The organism is Nonomuraea jiangxiensis, from assembly GCF_900099965.1.
GTDB classification, from domain to species: domain Bacteria; phylum Actinomycetota; class Actinomycetes; order Streptosporangiales; family Streptosporangiaceae; genus Nonomuraea; species Nonomuraea jiangxiensis.
Genome location: NZ_FNDJ01000013.1, coordinates 335603 through 354720, shown reverse-complemented (window position 1 = coordinate 354720; position 19118 = coordinate 335603). Strand labels below are relative to the sequence as shown.

18 protein-coding genes and 1 pseudogene are annotated in these 19118 nt (G+C 69.9%); 6 read left to right on the top strand and 13 right to left on the bottom strand.

Features of this window, described 5'->3' with window-relative positions; translation table 11 throughout:
- Nucleotides 1-94 precede the first annotated feature (94 nt).
- From BLS95_RS28925 to BLS95_RS28910, 3 genes and pseudogenes are all read right to left on the bottom strand, one after another.
- Nucleotides 95-472 (bottom strand): annotated as a pseudogene (locus tag BLS95_RS28925) (IS5 family transposase); the annotation flags it as partial.
- Between the two features lie 77 nt (nucleotides 473-549).
- Nucleotides 550-807, bottom strand: a complete 258-nt coding sequence (locus BLS95_RS28920) for a hypothetical protein (protein ID WP_090937972.1) — start codon at nucleotides 805-807, stop codon at nucleotides 550-552.
- Nucleotides 808-1243: 436 nt separating this feature from the next.
- Nucleotides 1244-1828, bottom strand: coding sequence for a TetR/AcrR family transcriptional regulator (locus BLS95_RS28910; protein WP_090937967.1), 585 nt, complete (start codon nucleotides 1826-1828; stop codon nucleotides 1244-1246).
- A gap of 124 nt (nucleotides 1829-1952) precedes the next feature.
- Between BLS95_RS28910 and BLS95_RS28905 the strand changes: the two genes are divergently transcribed.
- The 3 genes from BLS95_RS28905 to BLS95_RS55905 all read left to right on the top strand — a co-directional run bounded on the left by BLS95_RS28905 (nucleotide 1953) and on the right by BLS95_RS55905 (nucleotide 4720).
- Nucleotides 1953-3521 (top strand): MFS transporter, encoded by a 1569-nt coding sequence (locus BLS95_RS28905; protein WP_090937964.1) that lies wholly within the window; start codon nucleotides 1953-1955, stop codon nucleotides 3519-3521.
- Nucleotides 3518-4432, top strand: a complete 915-nt coding sequence (locus tag BLS95_RS28900) for an alpha/beta fold hydrolase (RefSeq protein ID WP_245765338.1) — start codon at nucleotides 3518-3520, stop codon at nucleotides 4430-4432. Before BLS95_RS28905 ends, BLS95_RS28900 begins: the two co-directional genes overlap by 4 nt.
- Before the next feature lie 144 nt (nucleotides 4433-4576).
- Nucleotides 4577-4720, top strand: coding sequence for a hypothetical protein (locus tag BLS95_RS55905; protein WP_176993425.1), 144 nt, complete (start codon nucleotides 4577-4579; stop codon nucleotides 4718-4720).
- Between the two features lie 192 nt (nucleotides 4721-4912).
- Here the strand turns inward: BLS95_RS55905 and BLS95_RS28890 are convergent, their stop codons facing one another.
- Nucleotides 4913-5899: an Lrp/AsnC family transcriptional regulator gene (locus BLS95_RS28890; protein WP_090938119.1), complete on the bottom strand. Its 987-nt coding sequence runs from the start codon at nucleotides 5897-5899 to the stop codon at nucleotides 4913-4915.
- A 114-nt stretch (nucleotides 5900-6013) separates the two neighbouring features.
- On the opposite strand from BLS95_RS28890, the gene BLS95_RS28885 reads away from it, so the two are divergent.
- A complete protein-coding gene (locus BLS95_RS28885) occupies nucleotides 6014-6862 on the top strand; it encodes an NAD(P)H-binding protein (RefSeq protein ID WP_176993424.1) in 849 nt (282 codons plus the stop codon).
- Between the two features lie 146 nt (nucleotides 6863-7008).
- Here the strand turns inward: BLS95_RS28885 and BLS95_RS54465 are convergent, their stop codons facing one another.
- Nucleotides 7009-7203, bottom strand: a complete 195-nt coding sequence (locus BLS95_RS54465) for a hypothetical protein (RefSeq protein WP_143043906.1) — start codon at nucleotides 7201-7203, stop codon at nucleotides 7009-7011.
- A 194-nt stretch (nucleotides 7204-7397) separates the two neighbouring features.
- On the opposite strand from BLS95_RS54465, the gene BLS95_RS28880 reads away from it, so the two are divergent.
- On the top strand, nucleotides 7398-9416 hold the full coding sequence (locus tag BLS95_RS28880) for a SpoIIE family protein phosphatase (protein ID WP_176993423.1): 2019 nt from the start codon (nucleotides 7398-7400) through the stop codon (nucleotides 9414-9416).
- Nucleotides 9417-9912: 496 nt separating this feature from the next.
- On the opposite strand, the gene BLS95_RS28875 is transcribed toward BLS95_RS28880, so the two are convergent.
- Entirely contained in the window at nucleotides 9913-10863 is a 951-nt protein-coding gene (locus tag BLS95_RS28875) for a TIGR03564 family F420-dependent LLM class oxidoreductase (RefSeq protein ID WP_245765337.1), read from the bottom strand.
- Between the two features lie 55 nt (nucleotides 10864-10918).
- On the opposite strand from BLS95_RS28875, the gene BLS95_RS28870 reads away from it, so the two are divergent.
- A complete protein-coding gene (locus tag BLS95_RS28870) occupies nucleotides 10919-11449 on the top strand; it encodes a TetR/AcrR family transcriptional regulator (protein WP_090937955.1) in 531 nt (176 codons plus the stop codon).
- Nucleotides 11450-11641: 192 nt separating this feature from the next.
- Here BLS95_RS28870 and BLS95_RS28865 read toward each other — a convergent pair whose 3' ends face one another.
- The 7 genes from BLS95_RS28865 to BLS95_RS28835 form a co-directional block, all read right to left on the bottom strand.
- Complete coding sequence (locus tag BLS95_RS28865) at nucleotides 11642-12187, bottom strand: AAA family ATPase (RefSeq protein ID WP_245765336.1); 546 nt, start codon at nucleotides 12185-12187, stop codon at nucleotides 11642-11644.
- 46 nt (nucleotides 12188-12233) lie between these two features.
- Complete coding sequence (locus BLS95_RS28860) at nucleotides 12234-13589, bottom strand: lanthionine synthetase LanC family protein (protein WP_090937949.1); 1356 nt, start codon at nucleotides 13587-13589, stop codon at nucleotides 12234-12236.
- A 100-nt stretch (nucleotides 13590-13689) separates the two neighbouring features.
- On the bottom strand, nucleotides 13690-14166 hold the full coding sequence (locus BLS95_RS28855; RefSeq protein ID WP_218136023.1) for a GNAT family N-acetyltransferase: 477 nt from the start codon (nucleotides 14164-14166) through the stop codon (nucleotides 13690-13692).
- Nucleotides 14163-15140: an ABC transporter substrate-binding protein gene (locus tag BLS95_RS28850; protein WP_090937946.1), complete on the bottom strand. Its 978-nt coding sequence runs from the start codon at nucleotides 15138-15140 to the stop codon at nucleotides 14163-14165. The genes BLS95_RS28855 and BLS95_RS28850 overlap by 4 nt, the downstream gene beginning before the upstream one ends.
- A gap of 19 nt (nucleotides 15141-15159) precedes the next feature.
- Complete coding sequence (locus BLS95_RS28845; RefSeq protein WP_090937943.1) at nucleotides 15160-15921, bottom strand: amino acid ABC transporter ATP-binding protein; 762 nt, start codon at nucleotides 15919-15921, stop codon at nucleotides 15160-15162.
- Nucleotides 15918-16784 (bottom strand): amino acid ABC transporter permease, encoded by an 867-nt coding sequence (locus BLS95_RS28840; RefSeq protein WP_090937940.1) that lies wholly within the window; start codon nucleotides 16782-16784, stop codon nucleotides 15918-15920. Before BLS95_RS28840 ends, BLS95_RS28845 begins: the two co-directional genes overlap by 4 nt.
- Nucleotides 16785-17026: 242 nt before the next feature.
- The gene (locus BLS95_RS28835) at nucleotides 17027-18727 is read right to left on the bottom strand and encodes an FAD/NAD(P)-binding protein (RefSeq protein WP_176993422.1); all 1701 of its coding nucleotides are present in this window, start codon (nucleotides 18725-18727) and stop codon (nucleotides 17027-17029) included.
- Nucleotides 18728-19118: the final 391 nt, after the last annotated feature.

Here is a 19118-nt window from a genome sequence, read left to right as displayed (position 1 = left end):
CCTGTAATTATCTCTGGCGGCCACGCTGTCAGACCTTCGCTGGCCAGCCCTGATCCACCCAGCCCGGCATAACATCCAACCCCAGATAATTATTCGCGTCATACCCCCGTGAGGTGCACGGGACGGTGTCGGCGCCCTTGACGCTCTGGGAGTCGATGACCCCCGCTGAAGGCTCCTCGGCACGCCCCTGCTGCCTGCGCACCCGCCGGCGTAACACGGCCAAGACCTGCTCGGTGACCCCGGCTTTTTCCCAGCGGACGAAGTACCAGTACACCGTCTGCCAGGGCGGGAAGTCGAACGGCAACTGCCGCCAGGCACAACCGGTACGCACCACGTACAAGATGGCATCCACCACATCACGGCGTGGATGCTTCTCCGGCCGCCCACCAGGCCGGGGCGGAGGTAACAACGGTTCGATCAGCGCCCACTGCGCGTCGGTCAGATCCGAGGGATAGCGACGATCGCGCGGCATCTACCCACTATCCCCCACACCCCGAACCGCCTGTACTACAACGAACCCCTTCTCAAACACTCACTTAGTGCGTGCATTCATTGGGCCCGAGCATCGCACTCACCCCGTAACGCTTCCACGCTGGAGTGTTGCCAGTTGTTGTCGTGCTTGCCGTAGGCGGTGTAGCCGTAGGTCGCGCGGGTGTCGCCGTTCTCCTTGGTGATCTGCTCGACGTCGGTGTGCGGGTTGTAGCCGTAGTAGGAGGACTCCTCCGTGTTGTCGGCGTTGACCTTCACCTGGGACAGGCGCTCGCCCCACAGCGAGTACTGGAAGGACTTGGTGAGCTTGCCGGCCACCCCCTCGTCCAGGATCTCGCCGGAAAGGCCGAGGTAGGAGTAGGTGGTGGTCTTGGCGCTCGCGGTGCCTTCCTTCTCGGTCTTAGTGGTGGTGCGGTCGAGCGGGTCGTAGGTGTGTGGTCGTGTTCCAGGTAGGCGCCGCCGGGGTTGTCGGCGTTCTGGATCTTGGCGTGGTCGCTGGCGCGCTGCAGGTTGCCCTGGTAACCGATGGTGTGCTCGGCCACCAGGTGGCGTTGGGCTTCTTCTCGAGGCTGTGGCGTAGCACGCCGTCCGTCTCCCGCTCACCGCGCTTGGTGTAGGCGTAGCGGATGCCTTGACGACCTTCAAGCGGCTGACCAGCTAGTTCGCTCGAAAATGCCAGATAACGATGGCTGATGGCGATGATGCGGTGGCTGGTGGACGAGCCGATGCCGTCATGCTCGCGCCGGCCCGGATCTTACTCCCGGCTGGTCCAGGAGTCGGCGGTGCCGGCCAGCTCGTCCAGCGCCGCCTCGACCCGCTCCTTGTCGCCGGTCGTCAGATAGTCGATCTGCAGGCCGGCGTAGGCGGCGTTCAGCAGGGTGGCCTTGCGCAGCGCCGCCTCCTCGGGCACGCCGTGCGCGCGTAGCACGTCGGCCACGAACTCGGCGCGGTCGCCGAGCATCTTGGGCACGTACGGGCCCGACAGGCGGCCTGCGGCCGACAGGCCCTCGATCTCGTGCAGCAGCCGGACGATCGGCAGGTCCTCGCTCAGGTGCCAGGCCCACGAGGCGCGCACCACGTCGCCCAGGCTCAGGCCGCCACTCGTCCCGGGGCCGGGCAGGGCGCCCACGCGGCCCCTCTGGCGCTGGTCGAGGTGGGCGAGGATCGCGCTGATCAGCTCGTCCTTGCTGGCGAAGTGGTGGGTGAGCACGTAGGTGCTGTGGCCGAGCGCCTTGGCCAAGGGGCGTAGGGAGAGCTGGGCGATGCCGTGCTCGGCCAGGTAGCCGACGATCGCGTCGAGCAGTTCTTCGCGGCGCTGTGGATCGCGGGGCCTGGCCACGTCGGCCTTCCTTTCGGTGGGTGGGTGCCCAGCTTATTCGCATAACGACTGTTTTGCTTAGTTAGCATAACAATCGTTATGCTAACGGCTCCTCGCCGTCGACCGACCCCTTGGAGGTGCCCCCATGCCCCCACCTGCCCCACCCCCGCCCGATGCCCGGCACGCGCCGAGACCCTGTCGTCTGCCGGGGTCCGGTTCGGGAGGTTCCGGGCATCCGCGGCGGCGGGGGATCTTGGTGGCGCTGTGCTCGGCGCTGCTCGTCATGAGCGTCAGCGTGATGGCGGTGACCATCGCGCTGCCGTCCATCGCGGTGGACCTGCACGCCACCACCTCACAACTGCAGTGGATCACCGAAGCTGCCGTACTGGCCCTGGCGTCGCTACTGATCACAATGGGCGCCCTGGCCGACCGGTTCGGCAGGCGGCGGCTGCTGATGGCGGGACTGGCCGTATTCGCGCTGGCCTCACTCCTGGCCGCCGTCTCCCGGACTCCGGAGCAGCTCATCGCCACCCGGGCCCTGCAGGGCGCGGGCAACGCGATTATCACCCCGGCCACGCTGGCGATAGTCCGGGACATCTTCCCCCGCCCGGAACTGCCCAGGGCGCTGGCCGCCTGGGGTGTCGTGGCGAGCCTCGGCGTGGTGCTGGGGCCGCTGACGGGCGGGGTGCTCGTGGAGGGCTTCGGTTGGCGTTCACTGTTCGTGGCCAACGTGGTCGTCCTGGCGGTCGCCGCCCTCGCCATCGCGTACGTCGTACCGGCCGATCCCCGGCCACGCCGGGCCGCCACCGGCCGGCTGGACGTGATCGGCGCCCTGCTGGTGTCGGGGGCGTTCGTGGCCACGGTGCACACGGTGATCGAGGCCCCGCACCGGGGATGGTTCGGCCCAGTCACCCTGGTGGAGGCGGCCGGGGCGGCGGCGCTGCTGGCCGCGTTCGCCATACGCCAGCGGCGGGCGAGGCATCCGCTGCTTGACCTGCGCATGGTGGGCGCCCGCTCGTTCTGGCCGGCCGCGCTCGCCGCCGCGACCGGGTTCTTCGCGCTGATGGGCGTGCTGTTCCTGATCACCCAGTACCTGCAGGACGTACGCGGGCACTCCCCGTCCCAGGCGGCGCTGCTCCTGCTGCCGGTCGCCGTGGCCCAGCTCGGGGTGGCGCCGCTGGTGGCCAGAATGGTCGCGCGGCGTGGCGTACGGCCCACGGCGACGGTCGGGCTGCTGGTGCTGGCGAGCGGCTCGGCGCTGATGGTGGCGGGGATACGATCCGGTCAGTACGCCGCCGTGATCGCGGGCGTGGCCGTGCTGGCCGCCGGCAACGCCGTCACGGTGAACGCCTCCGCCACCGCCATGCTGGGTTCGGCTCCCGCGCACCGCTCCGGGTCCGCCGCGGCCGTGAACGAGACGGCGTTCAAGGTGGGCGGGAGCTTGGGCGTGGCCGTACTCGGTGGCCTGGCCGCCGCCCATCTGGCCGCGCGCCTGCCCGCGCATCAGGCGGCGTCGATCTCCGGCGCCCTCGACGCGGCCCGCCACCTGGGCGGGGCGGACGGCGCCCGGCTGGCTACCACGGCCACCGCCGCGTTCACCGACGCCTTCGCCCAGGCCACCACCATCACCGCGATCCTCGCGGCGGCTGCCGGCACCGTGACCATCCTCCTCCTACGCGACCCCGAAGCCACGAAAGGACATCACGGCTCATGAATGGGATGACCGAGCACTTCACCACCGTTCGCGGACTTCGCCTGGCCTGGCTCGACTCCCACCCCATGATCGGGGATCTCCCCCTCGCGACCGGCAACGGGATCGTCGGCGGGCCCGCGCCTGGGAGCGGTGGCGCCGGTGGTGGTGGTCGGTTCGAGAGTGGGGCGCAGGCGGCGGTGGTGCTCGCCCTACATGGGCACTTCGGCCGGGGCCGTAACTTCGCGCCGCTGGCCGTTGCCCTGGCCCCCCGCTACCGCGTGATCGCCCTGGAGCAGCGCGGCCACGGCCACAGCGATCGCGGCGACGGCGACTTCAGCCAGGACGCCTACGTGGCCGACGCCGCCGCGTTCCTGCGCGGGCTCGGCCTGGGCCCGGTCGTCGTGCTCGGCCACTCGATGGGCGGCGTCACCGCGTTCCGGCTCGCCGCCCGCCACCCCGGCCTCGTACGGGCCCTCATCGTGGAGGAGGGAGGCGCGCTCAACCGGCGACCCGATATCCAGCACCCCATCCTCGACGTGACCGGCTGGCCCCGCCGCGCCCCCACCCTCGCCGCCCTGCGCCACGCCATCGAGGCCCAGGGCATCCCGGACGCGAGCTACTTCCTGGAGAGCGCCGTCGAACACCCCGACGGGTGGGGGCTGCTGTTCGACTACGACGACATGATGGCCTCGCAGGAGGCCCTGATCGGCGACTGGTGGCCCGACTGGCTCGGCTCCACCTGCCCGGCCCTGCTGATCCACGGCCTGGACAGCTTCATCCTGCCCACCGCCATGGCCCGCCAGATGGCCGAGCGCCGTCCGGGCACCGTACTGCGCGAACTCCCCGGCTGCGGCCACTGGGCCCACGACGACGCCCCGGCCACCTTCGCCGCCACCGTACGAGAATTCCTGGACACCACCGTAGCCGCGTGACCGCCACCACGACCCCACGGCGCACGGGCGGAAGTCGTCCCGTCGGACGGTGCCACGGCGACGGCGCGCCGTCGGTTGCGCGCTCGTGGTGATGCTGGTGGCCGGGCTGGCCGTCGGGACGCTGGCCGCCTGGCGGCGTGACTCATGGCTGGGCTGGTCAGCGGGACGGCGTTCGCGAACGAGGCCGCCCCGGTGTTCTGGGTCGGGCTGGTGGCGATCTGGGTGTTCGCGGTGCAGCTCGGCTGGCTGCCGGCGGGCGGGTTGATCGCTGGACCCGGCCGGTGGTGAAGAGAGCTCGCAGGGCCTGCTCGCCTGGCTCTGGGCGGCCGGCGGTGGCCCGGTCGTGATGGGCGGGGTCGTCTGATGGCGGAGCTTCCGCCGTACTCGGCCCGAACCGTCAAGATCAACTAATAGGCGCCCGATGTCACGGCCCAACCCCCTGAACACCATTGACCGCGTGCACCGAGGCGATCGCAAGGTTCACCCGTCGAGGGCCGCCTGCAGGAGGCGGCCGACGCGTTTACGGGTCTGGATGACCGGGGTCGTCTCCACCTGGGTGATGGCGGGCAGAGCCGCGACGCGTTCGGTGAGGTACCGGTACACGTCGTGCGCGTCGGTGCAGATCACCGTGGCGACCAGGTTGGTGGGCCCGGTGGTGGCGGCGGCGAAGACCACCTCGGGATGAGAGGCCAGGGCCTCCCCGGCGGCGGCCAGCTCGGCGGGCGGGGCCGAGGCCCACAGCCGCGTGCCCGCACGATAGCCGAGGTAGGTGAGATCGAACTCGGCGTAGAAGTGGAGCGCGCCGCTGGCTCGGAGCTCGTCCATCCGCCGCCGCACGGTCGACTGCGACCAGCCGGTGGCGGCCGCGAGATCGGCCAGTCCCGTACGGGCGTCGCGGGCGAGGACGTTGAACAGGCGTAGGTCATCGGCATCGCAGTGCGTCAGGTCGGCGCCCGTCACCGCGTCGGGCCCCGGGCCGAGCTGGGCCGCCTCCTCCGGCGTGAGGGCGTTGAGCAGCCGAACCCGTCCGGGTGAGCCATAGAACGTGTGCAGCAGCGAGTAGGCGGCGATGTCCACCACCCGCCCATGGCGGGGCAGACGTTCCAGAAGAAGCTGCTCGCTCTCACCGGGAACCCGGGCGCGGATGATGCACTGCACCTCGGTGCCTCCTGAGACCAATTGCACCCACGCCGTGTCGGGACGGCGGGCCAGCGCGGAGGCGATCGCGTCGGCCGCCCCCGGGACACAGCGCAGCCGCAGCATCCAGCGCCCGTGCCCGTAGAAGTTGGTGGGCGGCACCGCCACGACCCGCAGCAGATCGGCCGAACGCAACCGCCGGTAGCGACGCGCGACCGTCTGGTCAGAGACGCCCAGAACCTCAGCGATGCGGCTGAACGGCGCGCGCGCGTCGAGCTGGAGCGCGTGGATCAGCCGTCGGTCTAGCTCGTCCGCTATGTCGGTTTCCACCGTCACACACTATTCAGTGTCGAATTCGGCTCGTACGACCGCTTCTGAGTCGCCATAAGGGCTCAGCAGACCGCACGATCGTCGGAAAATGAGACCTCCGAAAGGGATGAGGCAATGATTCTGGTGATCGGGGCCACGGGAAACGTTGGGCGACACGTGCTCTCCCAACTCCACGCGACGGGCACGGCCGATGTCCACGCCCTGGTGCTTCCGAGCGAGGCCGCAGCCACCCGAGTGCCCCACGGCATCAGCGTCGCGGCGGGAAGCCTCGACGCCCCAGAAGGACTGGCCGAGGCACTGACCGGGATCAAGACGGTCTTCCTGGTGTGGCCGTTCCTCACCACCCAAGGCGCGCCCGCTGTGCTGGAAGCGATCGCCCGAAACGCCCAGCGTCTGGTCTACCTGTCCTCGATCGGCGTGGACGGCCGCCCCGAGGAACGCGACGACCCCATCTTCAAACTGCACGCCGACATGGAACGCCTGATCGAGGAGTCCGGCCTGCCACGGACCATCCTGCGTGTGGACACCATCGCCAGCAACACCCTGGGCTGGGCCGAGCAGATCCGAACCACCGGGGTGGTGCGTGGCCCGCTGACCGCGGCGACGGCGGTCATCGACCCGCGTGACATCGCGGCCGTCGCCGCCCGTACGCTCACCGACGACACTCACCTGGGGGCGACCTACCGGCTGACTGGGCCCCAGACGATCAGCCGCCCCGAACAGGTCCAGGCGATCGGTGCGGCGATCGGCCGCGAGCTCCGCTTCGAAGAAGTCCCCGTCCAGGACGCGCGGGCGCAGATGCTGGCCGACGGCCGTCCGCCCGCCCTCGTGGACGCGCTACTCTCGGCGGCCGAGAACCGCTCGGCCTCGACCCTGGTCACCTCGACGGTCACGGACCTCACCGGGAAACCACCGCGCAGCTTCCAGCAGTGGGCCCGCGACCACCGCGAGACCTTCCGCTGAATGGGCACCCCGAGCCGAACCGGACAGACACACCTCCTGCCGCCCCTTCCGTGCGGACGCTCGGCTGTGCCGGCCATGAGGGGTGATCAGGTAGCCGCTGCTGTCCGTGTAGGCCCGGAACTTCTATAGCTCCGGCAAGCCGCCGCTCAGTTGATCAGTGGGTACGGCGGCGGCACGAGTGTGCCGGTCTTGTCCGTGCCGACAACGGGGGACCAGGCGTAGGCGGGCGCGGAGACGGTCTCGCCGATGAGCCGATGGGCCGCGGGTGCAGCTTCCCGTACGGCATGCTCAGCGGCCGCGAGGGTGGCCAGCCCTCCCAGGCGTTTCCGGGATGGCGCCAACGATCAGCCATACCCGGCGCTGAGCGGACCCCCGGCCCTGGGCGGGGTTGTGACGAAACTCTTGCGGCTCCGCACCGCATCGCCGTATATGTCACGACAAAGATTGGTCAAGGTTCAAATAACTGCAGGTAAGCACGGCTATTCTGAGAAACCCTGGAAGCGAACTCGTCCCCCCACCCGAGATGGGTGATGGCATGAAAGCAGCCGGCAGCCTCCATGGAGGGGCGACCCCAGCGGTCGCCGTCGTCGACGGCGTCGGCACGGTGATCGGCTGGACCCAGGCTGCTGAGGAGCTCACCGGCTACCCCGCCGCCGACATCCTCGGCCGCCCCATCGGTTCACTCCTCCCGCCCGACGGCCACGACCGCGACGGTGAACGGCCCGGCGCGCACCTGCCCCGGACAGGATTGACGGAGATACGGCGGCGGGACGGCGAGGTGGTCATCGTACGCGCCGAGGCCGCCCCGCTCACTCTGGGCGACGACGCCGGGAGCCGGCAGGAATCCTGGCTGGTGTCGGCGATCCCGGCCACCACCACCGACCGGTCCACCGCCACCGGCGCCCTGCTGGAGTCGCTCATCAGCAGCTTCCCCGTCGCCCTGGCCATCTGGGACAAGAACCTGCGCTGCGTCTGGTTCAACAAGGCGGCCGAACAGCTCAGCGACGGCTACCCGTACTACCGGATCGGCCGCTCCCTGACCGAGGTCATCGCGGGAATCGACACGGAAGCGGTGCAGGCCGCGATGCGCGAGGTGCTCGCCGGCAGCCGGCCCACGATCGACCGTGAGGCCCGCTGGTCCCACGGGGGTCAGGAGCGCGCGCTGTCCATCTCGCTGTTGCCTTTGGAAGGCGCGGACGGCCGGCCGCTGGGCGTGTGCTCAGTGGCCCTGGATTTCAGCAACAGCAAGGCGCGGGATCACCTCGACCTGCTGCGCGAGGCCGGCGTCCGGTTCGGCAGCACGCTGGACGTCATGAAAATCGCCCAGGCGCTGGCCGAACTGGCCGTTCCGGTCCTCGCCGACTACGTGACCGTCGATGTGCCGGAGGCGGTGCTGCCCGGCACAGAGCCGCTGCAGCGGCTGGCCGCGACAGAGATCAGCGGCCCCGTCTTCCGGCGGGCCGGCGTGGCCTCGGTGCACGACGGGGCGCTCGAGTCGCTCCGGGAGCGCAAGGAGACCGTGTTCATGCCACCGCGATCCCCGTTCACGGAGGTCCTGCGCTCGCGCCGGCCGCACTTGGAGCGCGTGCTGGACACCTCGCCCGGTACCTGGCTGGATCTGGACCCCGACCGGGCGCGGACCATCCACGCCACCGGCATGCACTCGCTGATCGTCATTCCGCTGGAGGCGCACGGCGACGTGCTCGGCGTCGCGACGTTCGCGCGCACCTCCAACCCGGTGCCGTTCACCAGGGACGACCTGCTGCTGGCCGAGGAACTGGCGACGCGGGCCGCGCTGAGCCTGGACAACGCACGCCAGTACACGCGCGAGCGGCTGACCGCGCTCACGCTCCAGCGCGACCTGCTGCCGCACGACCTGTGCGGCAGCGGCACCGTCGAGGTGGCCGCGCGTTACCTGCCCTCCGACACGCACGAAGGGGTGGGAGGCGACTGGTACGACGCCATCCACCTGCCCGGCGGCCGCATCGCCTTGGTCGTCGGCGACGTGACCGGGCACGGTATCAACGCCGCGGCCACCATGGGCCGGCTGCGCACCGCCGTACGCACTCTGGCCTACCTGGACCTGCCACCGGACGAGCTGCTCACCCACCTCGATCACCTGATGACGAAGGACGCCCGCGGCTTCGACGCCACGGGCGCCACCTGCCTGTACGCCGTCTACGATCCGCAGACCAGCCGCTGCACCATGGCCGCGGCCGGGCATCCGCCACCGGCGATCGTGACCCCGTCCGGGGATGTGACGTTCCCGTCGCTGCCCACCGGCACCCCGATCGGCGTGGGGCTGGGCACCTTCCAGTCGCACGACCTGCACCTGCCGGCCGGGACCCTGCTGGCCCTGTACACCGACGGCCTGATCGAGTCGCGGCAGGCCGACCTCGACACGGGCATGGCCAGGCTCAGCGACGCCCTCGCTCACGCGGCGCGGCAGTCGGCGACGCTCGAGCACGTGTGCACGGCCGTGATCGGCTCCATCGTGGGCGACGCGCCGGCCGAGGACGACATCGCCCTGCTCATGGCCCGCATCCAAGCATGACCCCGGCGTGTCGTCCGGCCGGGCACCCACACACGTTCGGCCGTCTCCACCAGCAGCGGCAGACGGGGCAGCCGCTCGCGAATTCGCTGGTGCTCTCCCGGGACCGAACGCGTCGATCGCCAGAACGAGCTCGCCTCCGGCCGCGAAGCTCAGCCGGTTGTGGGCGTTGACGTTCCATCAGGCGCTGTAGGCCCAGGCCCCCCGGCTGAGCCGGGCGGCGAGCTGGTTAAGAGAGAACGCTTGTCCACGGGCTGGAACCAGTACGGTCCGGCACATGGCCACGTCCCCGGTTCTATGGTGGTTCACGGTCGTGGCATTGGCCGCAGCGGCAATGTGGGTCGTATTCCCTTGGTCGGGAGGGAATTTGGTCCTCCTGCGAGTGCGGTGCTGGTATTCGACGGTGGCTGCGCTGATGCCCAGACCGCCCATCGCGCCATACACGCCGAGTTGCGCTCCGGCCCGGGGGGGAACTGCGATCCGGGTCAGATCAGGTCGCTCACCATGGGGCCGTGGCGAGCCGGTCGCGGACGAAGGCGAGGGTGCGGGCCTGGTCGGCCTCGTCGCCGGCCGGGCTCACCAGGAAGTCCGTCACACCGACCTCCGCGAACCGGCCGATCTCCTTGTCCACTGTGCTCTCGTCCCCGGCGATGACCGTCTCGTGCAGCCCTGACAGCCCTTGCAGTTCCAGCAGGTAACGATAGCTGGCGAAGCCCGCCGCGAAGCCGAGCTGCTCAGCGACCTGGTCTCGTACCCGTTGCGGATCGTCCGTGACCGCTACGAGAGCGGAGGCGACGATGCGCGGAGCCGGGCGGCCGGCCGCCCGGGCCGCCTCGGTGATGCGCGGCTCGATGTGACGGGCGATGGCGGCCGCCCCGGTCCAGGTGGTGACCGTGCCGTCGGCGAGCTCGCCCGCGATGCGCAACATGACGGGGCCGAGCGCCGACAGCAGGACGGGTGGCGGGGTGGTGCCGGGCACCTCGACCTGGCCGGAGACCGACAGGGTCTCACCGCGATACTCGACCGCCTCACCGCGCAGCAGCGGCACCAGCGCGCTGAGGTACTCGCGCGTATGGCGGGCGGGCCGGTCGAAGGACAGTCCGTACGAGCCCTCGATGATCTGCCGATGGCTGGTCCCGACACCAAGAGTGAACCTGTTGCCGCTGATCGCCTGCGCCGTCATGGCCTGCACGGCCAGAGCGAGGGGATGCCTGGAGTACGTCGGGACGACGGCGGTGCCGACCTCGATGCCCGGGACCTCCCGCGCGCCCAATGCCGCCACGGTGATCGCGTCCAGCGACATGAGCTGGGTGAGGAAGGCACTGGTGAGTCCTGCCTCCGTGGCGGCGCGCAACCTGCTCAGGAGGGTGTCCAGATCCGTGCCGAGGGTGTTGAGGTAGATGCCGACGCGCATGTCGCCTCCTAACATGAACCGGACCTTCCGCTTCATGTTAAGCAGCGTACAGTAACCTGAATCCGTGATTCCGGATAGTGCGCGAGCACCCATGCGGGCCGATGCCCGGCGCAACCGCGAGCGCATCGTCGAGGCGGCGCTCGGCCTGTTCACCGAGCGCGGGGCGGGAGTGTCGATGGAGGAGATCGCCCAGGCCGCCGGCCTCGGCGTGGGCACGCTGTACCGCCATTTCCCCGACCGCCGCGCCCTGATCGAGGAGATCGCGCAGAGCACGCTCACGGTCCTGCGCGACCACCTCCGAGCCGGCGCGGCCGAGCAAGTACCGCGCTGGGAGGTGCTGCTGAGCATGGTGCGCCACTGCGCCGGCAGGCCCCTGGCGCTGCTCAGTTCGCTGCCGGAAGCCTCGCCACAGTCGGACACGCGTCAGCGGCTCATCCGGGAGATCCACGGTCTGCTGGGGGACATCGTCGAGCAGGCGCAGCAGGAGGGCAGCCTGCGTCGCGACCTCACGCCGGAACAAGTCGTCGGCCTGCTCAACGTCGCCATCTGCCGCCCTGGCGCCCGCGCCGACGACCCCCTCACCACGGTCATGCTCGACGGGCTCAAGGCGCCCGCCCCATAGCGGGCCCGACCTCGCGGATTGGCGAGCGGTTCACTCTTGGGCCCATCGGATCTTTGCCACACTGTGCCCTATGTCATCCGTGCAAGTCATCCGGCCATCGCCTGCGGGGACAGCCGGTCGGGGGTGCCGGAGAACAGGCGGTGGCCTTGGGAGGCCGACAGGTGGTGTCCAGGTGGATATGGAAGTGCTTGATCACGGGACGTTGGCCTCGGTCCATGCGCGTGTGAGGATCTCATCGACGGTGTCGTCTGGTGTCTGGTCGGAAGTGTCGAGCCAGAGTCCGATGCGGGGAGTCTCGTTCTGCAGGCTGTTGTCGAGCAGGTCGATGGTCCACCGGTCGTAGGCGCTTTTGCCGCGAGCTGCCTCACGGGCGGCGACGGCTTCGGGCTGTGGGGCGAGGACGACGACGAGCAGCGGCCGTTGCCGGATGCGTTCGACCATCTCAGTGAGGTCTTCGCCGAGGATGACGTCCTGGGCGATCACTGTGAACCCTTCCCGGAAGTACTCATCGCAGGTGGCTGCCGTCAGCCGGTAGCGCAGCTGCAGTTGCCGTATCGCTTCCTTCGAGGGCTCGGGAGTCATGTCGGCCCGGCCGTTGATCACCATGCGCCGGAACAGGTCGCCTCGGACGTGCACCGAGCGGGGCAGTCGCTCGGCCAGCATCTGTGCGATGGTCGACTTCCCGGCCGCCTGTATTCCGGTGATGAGGATGATGGCCTGGGGCGAGGTTGACGTCACGGGCCGGCCTCCTGCGTTGATCGACGGCTGACGTCGGAACGCCTGGTCAGGAGAAAGCCCTGGGGTTATCGTCACGTAGCCGGTCGGGTGGCACGGGGATGGGCGGGAACGGATTGTCGGGCAGGAGGATGACCCGGCGTGGGATACGCGGCTGCATGGCGGCATCGAGGTGCAGCAGGGCGGCGCCGATGCCGGCCGCACCGACCATGTACCCGGTGTCCGCGCTCACCTCGCCGGGACGCAACCGCCGGTAGGCCTGATACCAGCGCAACCCCCGGTCGTCGGGGTCAACGGCGGAGGCGATGAGATGCTCGGCGAGCCCGCTGGCGAACGTCAGGTAGGCGACCTTCCCCGTAACCGCCCACAGCCCGGTGAACAGTTCCAGCAGCCCGGCGATCCCGCAGCACTGGCAGGCCACGTTCCAGAGCCCGGGGGTGCGCCGGCGTGGCGCTCCGCTCAGCAGGATGCCGTTGGCCAGGCGCTCCACCCAGTCCAGGTGACCCGCGTCCCCCGTGACCCGGTAGAGCTCGTAGAACATGCGCGCCACACCCGCCGAGCCTGAGCAGAATCCCAGGTAGTGCAGTCGCCGCGCTTGCGGCACGTGGTGCGGCACGACGGCGCACCGGTCGGTCACGGTGCTGACCTCGCGCACGAAGCCGGCGCCCCGGTCCGCCGCCGCCAGGAAGCGCCGCTCGCCGGTGACGCCGTACAAGCGGGCCAGCAGGAAGGCCGTCCCTGCCGTACCGGCGAGGAATCCCGGAGTGACCGCGTCCACAGGTAGATCCGGGTAGTCGCCGAAACGGTGGCCGGGCACGGCCAGGCCGGCGATGCGCTCCCCCGCCGCCACCGCGAGTTCCTCATACTCCGGAACGCCCAGCGCGGTGGCGGCACGCAGCAGCCCGAGCACGATCCCGCCGTCACCGCGTTGGGCCGGATCCCCCGTCCAGCCGGGACCGCCGTCCATCGGGCGGGCCGCGCGAACGATCCGCTCGGCCGCGGCCACGGCCTCCTCCTCGAAGCGGCCGTCGCCGAGCGCCCATCCGGCCTCGATGAGCGCCACGACGGTGCCGGTGAGCCCGCGGTAGAACGACAGGTCCGGTTGATCCCGCCAGGTGGCCACAAGGTAGTGGGCACCCTCGCGGGCGTCCTCCAGGTACGCCTCGTGCCCGGTCGCCGCAGACAGCTCCAGAAAGAACAGGACGATCCCGGCCGCCCCGGCGTACAGCGAGGCGGGCTCGGCGGAGGCGAGCGCCGACCTGCCCCTGGCATCAGGATTGGCCTTCCAGCGCCTCCCGCCCGTGTCCTCCTCGGCAGCGGAGCGTATCCATCGCCCGGCCAGGATGGCGGCGGTCAGGGGTGTATCGGCACGCTCGCTCGGCGAGCGGGTCCTGTCCAAACCCATGCTCAATTATCACACATTCACGGTAGGAAAATAGGGCTACATTGGACGAACGCCTGTAGGGCTGTTCCATGGGCTCAACGTCCATAGACGGCATGGCCTTTCACATGCGAAGGCGCAGATCCTTGACGAAGGCGAGCGGGCCTTGGGCAGGGCGGGCGGCGACGTCGAACTGCGGGTCGTAGCCGCTGGCGAGGTAGAGGTGCACGGCCTCGGGCTGGCGCGGCCCGGTGGTCAGGTAGATCCGGCGGTACCCGCGGCGCAACGCCTCCCGCTCCAGCTCGCGTACGACGAGACGGCCGAGCCCTTCGCGGCGGTGACGCGGGTGCGTCCACACGCGCTTGAGCTCGGCGGTCGCCGCGTCGTAGCGACGGAACGCGCCACCGGCCACGGTCTCGCCGCCGGACACCACGACCAGGAACGCGCCGTACGGCAGCGCGAACTCGGCCTCGGGATACCTGGCGAGCTCGTCGTTGCGGCCGTAGCGCGAGGTGTACTCCAGGTGCAGCCCGGCCAGCAGCGGCGCGGCGGCCGGGTCCGACATGGGGACGAGCCGCACCTGGGCGGTGAGCTCGCTCACGACTCCTGCCGCGGCAGTCCGGGCGGGTTGATCCGCGACTCGGGAACCGCCTCGTTGGCCAGGCCCCAGCGCTCTAGGACTTCCTTGTACTTGCCGTTCTTGATGACGGTGTTGAGTGCCTCGTTGAGCGGCTTGACCAGGCCGTTGTCCTTCTTGGTCATGGCGGCGATGAGTCCCTGCAGGTCCGGCCCGGCGCCGGAGAACGTACCAACGATCCTGGACCCGCCGCTGACGGCGATGTTGTAGGCGATGGCCGGGTTCGGGCCGAAGTACGCCTGGACGCGGCCGGACTTGAGCCCCAGCAGCACGTCGCTGTACTTCTCGTAGTAGAGGATCTCGATCGGCTTCAGCCCGGCAGCCTTGTTCTGCTCGTCCCAGTCGAGCAGGATCTTCTCCTGGTTCGTGCCCGAGCCCACCGAGACTCGCAACCCGGCGATGTCCGCAGGCTTGGCGATGGCCTTGATGGGGCTGTTGCCGGGGACCTGCCAGCCGAGCTGGTCGATCCGGTACGTCGCGAAGTCGTAGATGTCCTTGCGCTCCTCGGTGACCGTGACGTTGTTGAAGACCACCTCGTCCTTGCCGGACTTGGTAGCGAGGAAGAGGTTCTCCCACGAGCTGATCTCCGGGGACATCTCCAGGCCGAGCACGTCGGCCACGAGCTGGGCGATGTCGGTCTCCACGCCGATCAGGGTGGTGTCGTCGTCGGCGTGGAACGTCAGCGGCGCCGCGCCTTGGCCGCTGAAGCCGACGGTGAGCTTGCCGTCGGCCGCGATGTCCTTCGGCACCTGGGCCGCGATGGCGTCCACCTTGTCGGCCCGCACCCGGTTCTGATCCGGACCAGTATTGATCTGCTTGCCCGCCACCACAGGGGCCGTGGTGGCCGACGGCGCGGTGATGGTGGGCTCGGTGCCGCAGGCGGCGGTCAGCAGGAGGAGCGCGGGCATGACGAAGGCCCGCGCGAGCGATACGCGCATGTCGTTGTGTCCCTAGTAGTCAGAGAACCTTGCTGAGGAAGGCGCGGGTGCGTTCGTGCGTGGGGTTGTCGAGGAGTTGGGCGGGCGGTCCGAGTTCGACGATGAGGCCGGCGTCCATGAAGGCCACTGAGTCGGCCACCTCGCGGGCGAACCCGATCTCGTGGGTGATCACGATCATGGTGGTGCCTCCGCGGGCGAGGTCTTTGATGACGTCCAGCACCTCACCCACCAGCTCGGGATCCAGTGCGGAGGTCGGCTCGTCGAACAGCAGCAGCTTGGGCTCCAGCGCGAGCGCCCTGGCGATGGCGACGCGCTGCTGCTGGCCTCCGGACAGCGTGCGGGGGTAGGCGTCGGCCTTGTCCGCCAGGCCCACCCGGGCCAGCAACCGCTCGGCCAGCGGCTCCACCTCGGTGCGCGGCCGCCGCTGGGCCGACAGCGGCGCCTCCATGAGGTTCTGCCTGACGGTGAGGTGCGGGAAAAGGTTGAACGCCTGGAAAACGAATCCGATCTTGGTGCGCTGCCGCAGCACCTCGCGTTCGGGCAGCTCGTGCAGCCGATCGCCGACCTGGCGGTAGCCGAGCAAGTCACCGTCCACCCGGACCGAGCCGCGGTCCACCTTCTCCAGGTGATTGATCGTACGCAGGAGCGTGGACTTCCCCGACCCCGACGGGCCCACGATCACCAGGACCTGCCCCTGGCGGACGTCCAGGTCCACCCCGCGCAGCACGTGCAGAGAACCGAAGCTTTTGTGCACGCCGCGCAGCTCCACCATCGAACTCATGCCCGTCCCCTGCCGTAGAAGCGCTCCACGTAGTGCTGCACGATCGACAGGATGGTGGTCAGGATGAGGTACCAGATGGCCGCGACCAGCAGCAGCGCCATGACCCTGCCGTTGCGGTTGTAGATCACCTGCACCTGATAGAACAGCTCGGGCAGCGCCATGATGTAGACCACCGACGTTCCCTTGACCAGGCCGATGATCTCGTTGCCGGCGTTGGGCACAATGGTCCGCATGGCCTGCGGCAGGATGATCCGGAACAGCCGCCGTGCCGGTGGCAGTCCCAGAGCGGCCGCCGCTTCCCGCTGCCCGTGGTCCACCGACAGCAGGCCGCCGCGGACGATCTCGGCGGCGTACGCGGCCTGGTGCAGCGCGAGCCCGAGCACCGCCGCCGTCAGCGGCCCGATCAGATCCATGGTGCCGAAGTCGAAGAACGCGGGCCCGAACGGCACGCCCACCGACAACCGCGGGTAGAGCAGCGCCAGGTTGTACCAGAACAGCAGCTGCAAGATGAGCGGCACCGACCGGAACAACCACACATATCCCCAGGCCACCGACGACAGCAGCCGGTTCGCTGAGAGCCGCATCAGCGCCAGCACCGTGCCGAGCGCGAACCCGAGCCCGATGCCCAGCACGGTCAGCTCCAGCGTGAGCAGCACCGAGCGCACCACCGACGGCGCGAACAGGTACTGCCCGACGACGTCCCACTCCCAAGCCGGGTTGGTCACCAGAGCGCTGGCGACCATCGCCAGCACGACGAGCACACAGGCGGCGGCCAGCCACCGGAGCGGGTGACGGGCCGTCACCACCTCCAGCGGCCGCTCCGCGTCCTGGTGGACCGGCGACTGTACTTCGGGCAGCGTCATAAGCCGCCTCCGATGTTGATCACGGAATCACTCCTCGACAGGAGGAAGGGGTTGAGGACGAGATTTCGTGATCAGTGACATTGCGCGCTGGCGACGTGGCCGTGGTCCACGTGCGGGCGCCGGGTCAGGTTCGTGGCCTGGCTCATGACCACGAAGCTACGAGCACGTCCGAATAAAGTCAACATTTCCTACTGGATATATAGGTATTCTTCTCGGATCGGAACGCCACCGAGTGCGTCGGGTCATGCCGCCGCGTGCAACCAGGATCCGGCGACCTGGGCCAGCATGCTCCTGGCCAGCGCGTCGGCCTGCTGGACCAGCGGTGCGGTGCCGCCCGGGCCGTCGAACCCGGCGGCGCCGTCCACGGTGCAGGAGCCCAAGGCGAACCGCCGGCCGTGTGCGGCACCGCTCCTGGTCATCAGCCGGTGGTCCGGGAGGCGGACGTCCAGCAGGCCCGACGCCTCCCGGCACTCACCCCTGGCGTACAGCCCGGCGATCAGCGGGTCGGTGCTGTGGCGCACGCTGGGCGTGGGCCGCCGCGCCTCGATGATGGCCTGCGCCGTCGTCGAGCCGCGAACGGTGGGGCTGGTGGCACGCCATCCGCCTTCGTCCTGCTCGATGCGTGGTTCGGCGCCGAGGAAGGTGACGACGCCCGCTCTGGCCAGGGCACGCAGCTCGGCCTGGCGAGCGAGGGACGGCCCTCCCGCGAGCAGGCCGAACAGCCCCTGCACCCAGGGATCGCCCGCCAGGGCGGTGCGCGCGGAGAGCAGCCCGTGGATCAGCGCGAGGTCGGCGCTGAAGGCAGGGTCGGCGCGTCGCTCCAGGTCGGCCGCGAGGTAGCCGTGCACCCACCGCTGCAGCCCGGACAGGTCGCCGAAGCGCATGCCATGCAGCGGGCGCTCCAGCCGATCCAGGTGCAGCCGGTCGGCGAAGCGTGACACGGACTTGGTGATCAGGGCGCGCATCTCCTTGCCGCCCCACTCGGCCTGCACGAAGGCCGTCTCGAACGCCTCCCACGTCGTCCGGGTCCGCTCCGGGTGCCGGGTGAACAGCTCGTGGTAGTACGCGTACGCCAGTTCTTTGGCCGCGGCCCGCCGCGGTTGTTCTTCGCACGGGAACCGCCGGAGAGGAGGCGGCGCGCCCGCGAGGCGATAGCCGGGACGGGCGTGGTGCGGCACACCGCGCCGCGAGCCGACCCGCAGCAGAGGCTCGTCGCCGCTGGGCAGGTAGACCAGCTCCCCCTGGCGGCCCTCGGCGAAGCGCCCGCCGCGGCCGACGGTGAGCGGCGCCACCAGATCGGCGAACGCCCGTCCGGCGCCCCGCACCAGCACCGGCTCGCCCGCGGGGACGGCATCGGTATGGAGGTCGCCGGCATGGCCGCTGGGCAGGTAGACAAGCCCGTGCCGGGCGGCGAAGTCCATCTCCGCCATCTCGGCCGGCGAGGGCGGCGCGTCCGGATTTCCCTGAGCCAGCACCACGGCGTCGGCCTCCAGCCATCCGCCGTCAGACAGCGTCACCCGCTGTGTGCCTGCCGACTCGGTCAGGCCGACCGCCCGATCCCGGCGCACGTGCACTCGTACATTGCGCGGCGCGCCGCGTACCGCCTGCTCGAACGCGTGGGTGAGGTATCCGCCCACCTCCGACCGCGAGGCGTGGTACCCACGGTCGCGGCCGAGCCAATCCGCCAGGGACGGTCCCTGGCGGAGGGTCCCGTCATCCGGGAAGACCGTGAGGTCCCCCGCCGGAGAGTCGGAGCGCGCCTGCCCGGTCCGCCACCGACGGCCCGGCCCTGGCGGGTACGGATCGACCACGTACAGGTCCAGCACGTGGCCTCGACTGAGCCGCGGGCTGTTGGCGCGGATCCGCTCCACCAGGCACGTTCCGGCCGGCCCTGCGCCGATCACCACCACGGCCGCGCTTGTTCTCTCGCTTCCGCGTGTCACGCGTCCTCCCTGCAAGAGTCCATGTCGTTCCCGTGCCGGGCCCGAACAGACGCCCGGGCGGCATCGGTGATGATGGCCCGCCGCACCTCAAAGGTGGCCGGCTCTGGCGAAGGCGCACCATTTTCGCGTTCTCGCACCCGCTCTGCAGGGCGGGGCCGGGCGTTCGGGGGAGGCGGTCAGCGACACTGGGCGCTGGCGACGCGGGCGAAGTCCACGTAAGCGCGCGTGGTCAGCTGAAGGCCGTGGCTCATGACACGAAGCTACACACCGCCCGCCATATAATCAACATTACCTACTGGATATACATAGATTATCGACGTGCACCGGAGTGAGGGTCAATCCGGACAAAGGTGGACAATCCCTATCGGATATGAATGATATGCTCCCCGCC